This window comes from Nitrospira sp. BLG_2 (assembly GCF_049222245.1).
In genome coordinates this window covers 1-5,787 of the sequence record NZ_JBLYIG010000134.1, presented here as the reverse complement: position 1 = coordinate 5,787, position 5,787 = coordinate 1, and the positions used below count along the sequence as shown (strand labels likewise).

Here is a 5,787-nt window from a genome sequence, read left to right as displayed (position 1 = left end):
CCCGCTTCAGACGATTTGTCTACTCATCATGCAAAAAGACCGGTTGCACTAGATTCTTGCGACTATGCCCGCTGACCAGGTACTATGCCGAGAGGTAAACCCAGAGACAATATCGTGGCAGCCATTCCTCCACAACGAATGCGCCGCATCGGCCTATTCCTCTGTCTGGTCCTGTGCGGACTCTTGATCGCCCATTCCATCAATGCCTTTATTGCCGAGGCACTCTATGTGATCCCTGTGCATCCAGCCGGGCCCGCTGAGGAACGATCGAAGGGCTCCTCATTGCTCGCGTCCTATTCGCCGACTCAGGCAGCGGAGGATGTACGTGCCAGCGGCCTCTTCCTCCTTCCTGCCGCGCCTCAGGGTGGACTCGCGAATTCCGATAGGCGAGGCCCGTCCGGTGCCCCGGTTCGCGCTTCGCTGGGCCTGACGGCCAGGATTCGCTTGATCGGCGTCGTATTCGGTGATCAACGCTTTGCGATCGTCGAAGAGCTGTCATCCAAACAGCAGATGTTGTATCGCGTCCATGACCAAGTACTCGATCTGGGAGAAGTGAGTGAGATTCGGCGGAGCGGAATTCTTGTCCGCCAAGGCAACGTCGAGGAACTATTGGAGCTGGCGCTGTTGGATAACCCGACGGCTTCCAGCGGTTCCGCTGGTCCCGCGTCGTCTGCCGTCCAGACGCAGACAGCCGGCGGTTCACTACGAAAAGTCGTCGACCGCCGCGAAGTGGAGCAGGCCATGAGCGATTTGCCGAAACTCTTATCCCAGGCCAGAGCCGCTCCTTATACGGTGAACGGAACCATCAACGGGTTTCGCCTGGACTACATCGCCCCGACCAGTTTCTACGAAAAGATCGGGGTCAAAACGGGAGATGTGTTGCAGCGCGTCAACGGAGTCGACATTCGCGATCCCGGTACCATGTTGAATTTACTGCAACAACTCAAGAATGAGCAGATTGTCAAGCTCGACGTGCTGCGGAATAATCAGCGCTCAACGATTACGTACGAGCTTCGCTGAGACAGAGGTCGGCAGGCGTTCTTCGACCGCGACCTCCTCGCCGTTCTCAGCTTGACCAAGCTGAGTCTTCATGGAGCCCTTACGACGTATTCACCGGCTCCAATGCCGGGTGAATGGCTCCTCTCCTGTTAGGGTCTCTCCGGAGTAAGAACTCGTGTAGGTTGGAGCGTCCGATCCGGATGTCATATAAGGAATTCGAGGTGTCCTTGCCAGGCCGTCGCAAGGGAGAGTATCTTTACGACCGAGGCGAAAGCGTCATGGGAGAACGACGATGATGGCGCTCGTCTCTATGCATGAGAGATCAGGGGAAATTGGCCGAACGACTCGACAACGATCCGCCCACTCCTAGTGTTCGTCGCCCTCTGTTGGGACGCATTCTCGGAGAAAAGTTCAACCTCTTGGACGCAAAACTCGAGGAGGCCTTAGCCTACCAGCAGGAGAAAGGCGGCCTGTTGGGAGAAGTGCTCCTGCATTTGCGCTTACTGCGGGAAGAGCAATTGTTGGAGGCTCTCGCCCAACAATTTGAGATGTCCTGGATGCCTCATCTCGACACCACCCATGTGGATCACGAGCTCATCAAGAAGGTGCCCATCGCATTTTGCCGACGATACCGTGTCTTGCCGCTTCGATATGAGGAAGGAGCCATTCTGACCGCGTCGACCGATCCACTGGAAACCGTCGCGCTCGACGATCTTCGATTGTTGTTGGGCAAACCGGTCAAACCGGTTTTGACCACCAGTGTCGTGCTGCTGGCCTGCCTGAACCGAGCCTACGACGAAATCGCCAATCCTGCCGGCGCGGAACAAGTGATGGAGGACATCGCGGCAAACCAGAGTCTCGACCAGCTCGCGCATGAACTCGACGAGCCGCAAGACTTGCTGGATGCCACCGACGAGGCCCCGATCATTCGATTGGTCAATTCGGTACTGTTTCAGGCCGTTCGACAGCGGGCGAGCGACATCCACTTCGAATCATTCGAGCGCGGGTTGGTGGTCAGATACCGCATTGACGGCGTGCTGTACCCGGTTCTGACGCCGCCAAAACATTTGCAAGCCAGCATTATCGCGCGATTGAAGATCATGTCCGGCCTCAACATTGCCGAGAAACGCTTGCCGCAAGACGGCCGATTCGCCATTCGGACCTCCGGAAAAGACGTCGACCTTCGAGTCTCCGTGTTACCCACCTCACATGGCGAACGGGTCGTGTTGCGATTGCTGGAGAAAGAAAATCGCCTCCTGAATCTCTCGGAAATGGGCTTCTCGAAAGAGCGGCTCGCCGTGATCCATCAGCTGATCCAGCTCGCGCACGGGATTATTCTCGTGACCGGTCCCACTGGAAGCGGCAAAACCACGACCCTCTATGCCGCGTTGAGCCACATCAATGCGCCGGACAAGAACATCATCACGGTCGAAGACCCGGTGGAATATCAACTGCTCGGCATCGGGCAAATGCAAGTGAACCCGAAAATCAATCTCTCGTTTGCCGCCGGGCTGCGCTCGATTCTCCGGCAAGACCCCGACGTCATCATGATCGGCGAGATTCGCGACCGTGAAACGGCGGAGATCGCCATTCACGCGTCCCTCACCGGACATCTGGTATTTTCCACCCTGCATACCAACGATGCCGCCAGCGCGCCCACACGCCTGATCGACATGGGAATCGAGCCCTTTCTGGTGGCTTCATCCGTCGTCGCCGTTCTGGCCCAACGGCTGCTGAGACGGATCTGTCCGGACTGCAAGCGTCCCTATCGCCCGAGCGAAGAAGAACTCAGTCGCTTGGACGTGCCGCCCGGTTCGGACATCACCCTCTATCGAGGAGCCGGCTGTGCGGCCTGTTCCCAAACCGGCTATCGGGGCCGTACCGGCATTTTTGAGCTCATGGTGCTGGACGACGAGATCCGTCGGCTCATCGGAAGCAAGGCGGACTCTACCGCCATCAAACAAGCGGCGATCGCCAAGGGCATGGTGACGTTAAAGCAGGAAGGGGCCGAGCGAGTCATTCAAGGCCGTACCACGCTGGAAGAGGTCATGCGGATCACTCAACAGGAAATTGAAGTCGAATAATGCGGCATCGACGCGCCGTCCGCCTCTTCCAGTCGATTTCCTCTTGGACGGTCCGGTGCCCGTCGGTCAAGCCCGATGCGTCCGGAGTCTGCTGATCATGCCGGTCTATCAATATCAGGGCTACCGGAGCGATGGCGGGGCCGCGACCGGGATCATCGACGCGGAGAACGTCAAAGTCGCCCGCCTCAAATTGAGAAAGAATGGGGTCTATCCGACCGACGTCGTGGAGCAGGGCCAAGCGCCAAGTCGATCGCAAGAAAAAACCTCCAGCCGTACCGAGCGAGCCATCGGCCGATCGGCTACCCTCTCCTCAACCAACCTTGCATTGATGACCAGGCAATTTGCGACATTGCTCGTGGCCGGGCTCCCGTTGATTGAAGCCCTCGGCGTGTTGGTGGACCAGGCCGAGAAGAAACCCATCAAGGCCCTCCTGGCCGATATCCGGGAACAAATCAGGGGGGGGAAAGCGTTGAGTGTGGTCTTAGAGACATACGAGAAGGACTTTTCTCCGATCTACGTTCACATGGTACGAGCCGGCGAGGCCAGTGGATCGCTGGATCAAATCTTGTTCCGGCTCGCGGAGTTCTTGGAGAAACAACTTGCCCTGAAGAACAAGGTCACCAATGCAATGCTCTACCCCGTCATCATGCTCGTGATTGGGTCGGTCATTCTCTTTTTTCTCATTACGTTTGTCGTCCCGAAAATTACGCTCGTGTTCGCTCAACAGAAGCAAGCACTACCATGGCCGACGGTCGCCTTGATGTCGGTCAGCCAGTTCTTTGCCGACTACTGGATGGTGTTGGTCGGGCTCGTGCTCGGAGGCCTCTATGCGACGCGACGCTTCATCCGGACCGGAGCCGGTCGCATGACGGCAGACCGGCTAATACTAAAGATGCCGTTGATCGGGGACGTCGCCCGCATGGTGTCGATTTCCAGGCTCACCAGCACGCTGGCGACAATGCTGGCCAGCGGGGTTCAATTGCTCGACGCGATGGATGTCTCGAAGCGCGTCATGAACAATAGGATCCTTGAAGAAACGGTTGAAACGGCACGGCAGAACATCCGCGAAGGGGAAACGATCGCGGATCCTCTAAAGCGAAGCGGTGAATTTCCTGCCCTGGTCACTCATATGATCGCCGTCGGTGAAAAAAGCGGTGAGATGGAGGAGATGTTGCGCCGGGTGAGTCAAATATACGACGGTGAAGTGGAGCGGGTCATCGCCCGCTTGACCTCGCTTATGGAGCCGATCATGATCCTGGCCATGGGTGCCGTTGTCCTCTTCATCGTCGTCGCGATTCTGTTACCCATCTTCGAGATGGGGCAGATGGTCCACTAAGGAGGCGATCCGAAACATGGTAGAGGAAGAGCGTGAAACGAGATAAAGGGGGACTCACGATGACCGATCCGGAAAAGCAGTGTCAGCCCATCATGAGCGAAAGCAGCCGGGTGCTTCGCTTCATCGCCTGCCTGAGGCAACGGGCATCGGCAAACTCAGCCGGTTTTACATTCATCGAGATCATGGTCGTCGTGGCCATCTTGGCCATTCTCGCGGCCTTGGTCGTTCCGCGTATCATGGGTAGGACGGATGATGCCAAGCGCACGGCGGCCAAAGTCCAGATTCGAAATATCGAGGGAGCGCTACAACTCTACAAACTGGATAACGGTGTCTACCCCACCACGGAACAGGGCCTCAAGGCCCTTGTTGAAAAACCCTCCGTCGGCGTGGTTCCGAAGAAATGGAAAATCGGAGGGTACTTGCCGAAGCTTCCGGAAGATCCTTGGGGCAATCCGTATAAGTATCTCAGCCCGGTTCAAAAAGGAGAGTACAAAGTGGAGTATGAGATTACCTCCCTCGGGACGGACGGCGAGGTCGGCGGTGAGGGCGTGAACGCCGATATCACGAACTGGAACCTCGACAAAGAATAGGAAATCAGTGGCCACTCGTCATCGAACATCGGCCATCGAGCATTCGGTTCAAGCGTGGCCGCTCTCTCTTCATGCCTTGTGCCTCGCGAAGACACCGGATGCACACCGTCTCGCGGCCGTCCACAGACCTGCCATGCCTTATTCGGCACGGCGTGGACATCATCGCGTACCTTCGTCAGCAGGCTTTACCATCTTGGAAATGCTGATTGTCCTGTTTCTCCTGACCCTGGTCGTGGTGGTCGTCTTCCCTCGGTTCAGTCTTGATGAGGATCTGAGTTCTACCGGACGGAAACTCATCGGTGTCCTTCGAACATTTCAAGGCCTGGCTACCACCAGCCAACAACCCCTGAAGCTCTATCTCGATATGGATCGGGGAACCTACTGGATGATGATGGTGGAGGGCAAGGAAGAACGGCTTCCGCTCGATCCGGCATGGAAGCTGCCTCGTTCTCTGCCTGAATCGATTCGACTGACCGAGGTATCCGTGGGACAAGACAAACATTTTTCCGGACGAGTCGACGTGTCCTTCTTCGCCAACGGGCGGATCGAACCGGTCACGATATATCTGATGGATGCGAAGAATAATCTCTTGGGGCTGGCGGTCGATTCGTTGACCGGAGGGATCAGGGTCAGCGACGAACGTCTTGACCCTCCTTTGAACCGGATCATCCCCGACCGGGTCCGGCTCCTGTTGAAGCCGAACACGCAAACAGGAGCAGGAGCGCCGCCGAGAGGATTGTTTCCCAGTCAGCAGTAGATCGCAATGGTTCAAGATGGA

5 protein-coding genes are annotated in these 5,787 nt (G+C 57.0%); all 5 read left to right on the top strand.

The window, feature by feature from the left end:
- The first annotated feature begins 84 nt into the window (after nt 1-84).
- Nucleotides 85-1,020 (top strand): hypothetical protein, encoded by a 936-nt coding sequence (locus ACOSYY_RS03840; protein ID WP_421660947.1) that lies wholly within the window; start codon nt 85-87, stop codon nt 1,018-1,020.
- Nucleotides 1,021-1,313: 293 nt separating this feature from the next.
- Nucleotides 1,314-3,083, top strand: coding sequence for a type II secretion system ATPase GspE (gene gspE / locus ACOSYY_RS03835; protein WP_421660946.1), 1,770 nt, complete (start codon nt 1,314-1,316; stop codon nt 3,081-3,083).
- Nucleotides 3,084-3,180: 97 nt separating this feature from the next.
- Complete coding sequence (gspF, locus tag ACOSYY_RS03830; protein WP_421660945.1) at nt 3,181-4,419, top strand: type II secretion system inner membrane protein GspF; 1,239 nt, start codon at nt 3,181-3,183, stop codon at nt 4,417-4,419.
- Nucleotides 4,420-4,511: 92 nt separating this feature from the next.
- Nucleotides 4,512-5,009: a type II secretion system major pseudopilin GspG gene (gspG, locus tag ACOSYY_RS03825; protein WP_526023276.1), complete on the top strand. Its 498-nt coding sequence runs from the start codon at nt 4,512-4,514 to the stop codon at nt 5,007-5,009.
- A 7-nt stretch (nt 5,010-5,016) separates the two neighbouring features.
- Nucleotides 5,017-5,766, top strand: coding sequence for a hypothetical protein (locus tag ACOSYY_RS03820; RefSeq protein WP_421660943.1), 750 nt, complete (start codon nt 5,017-5,019; stop codon nt 5,764-5,766).
- Nucleotides 5,767-5,787 lie beyond the last annotated feature (21 nt).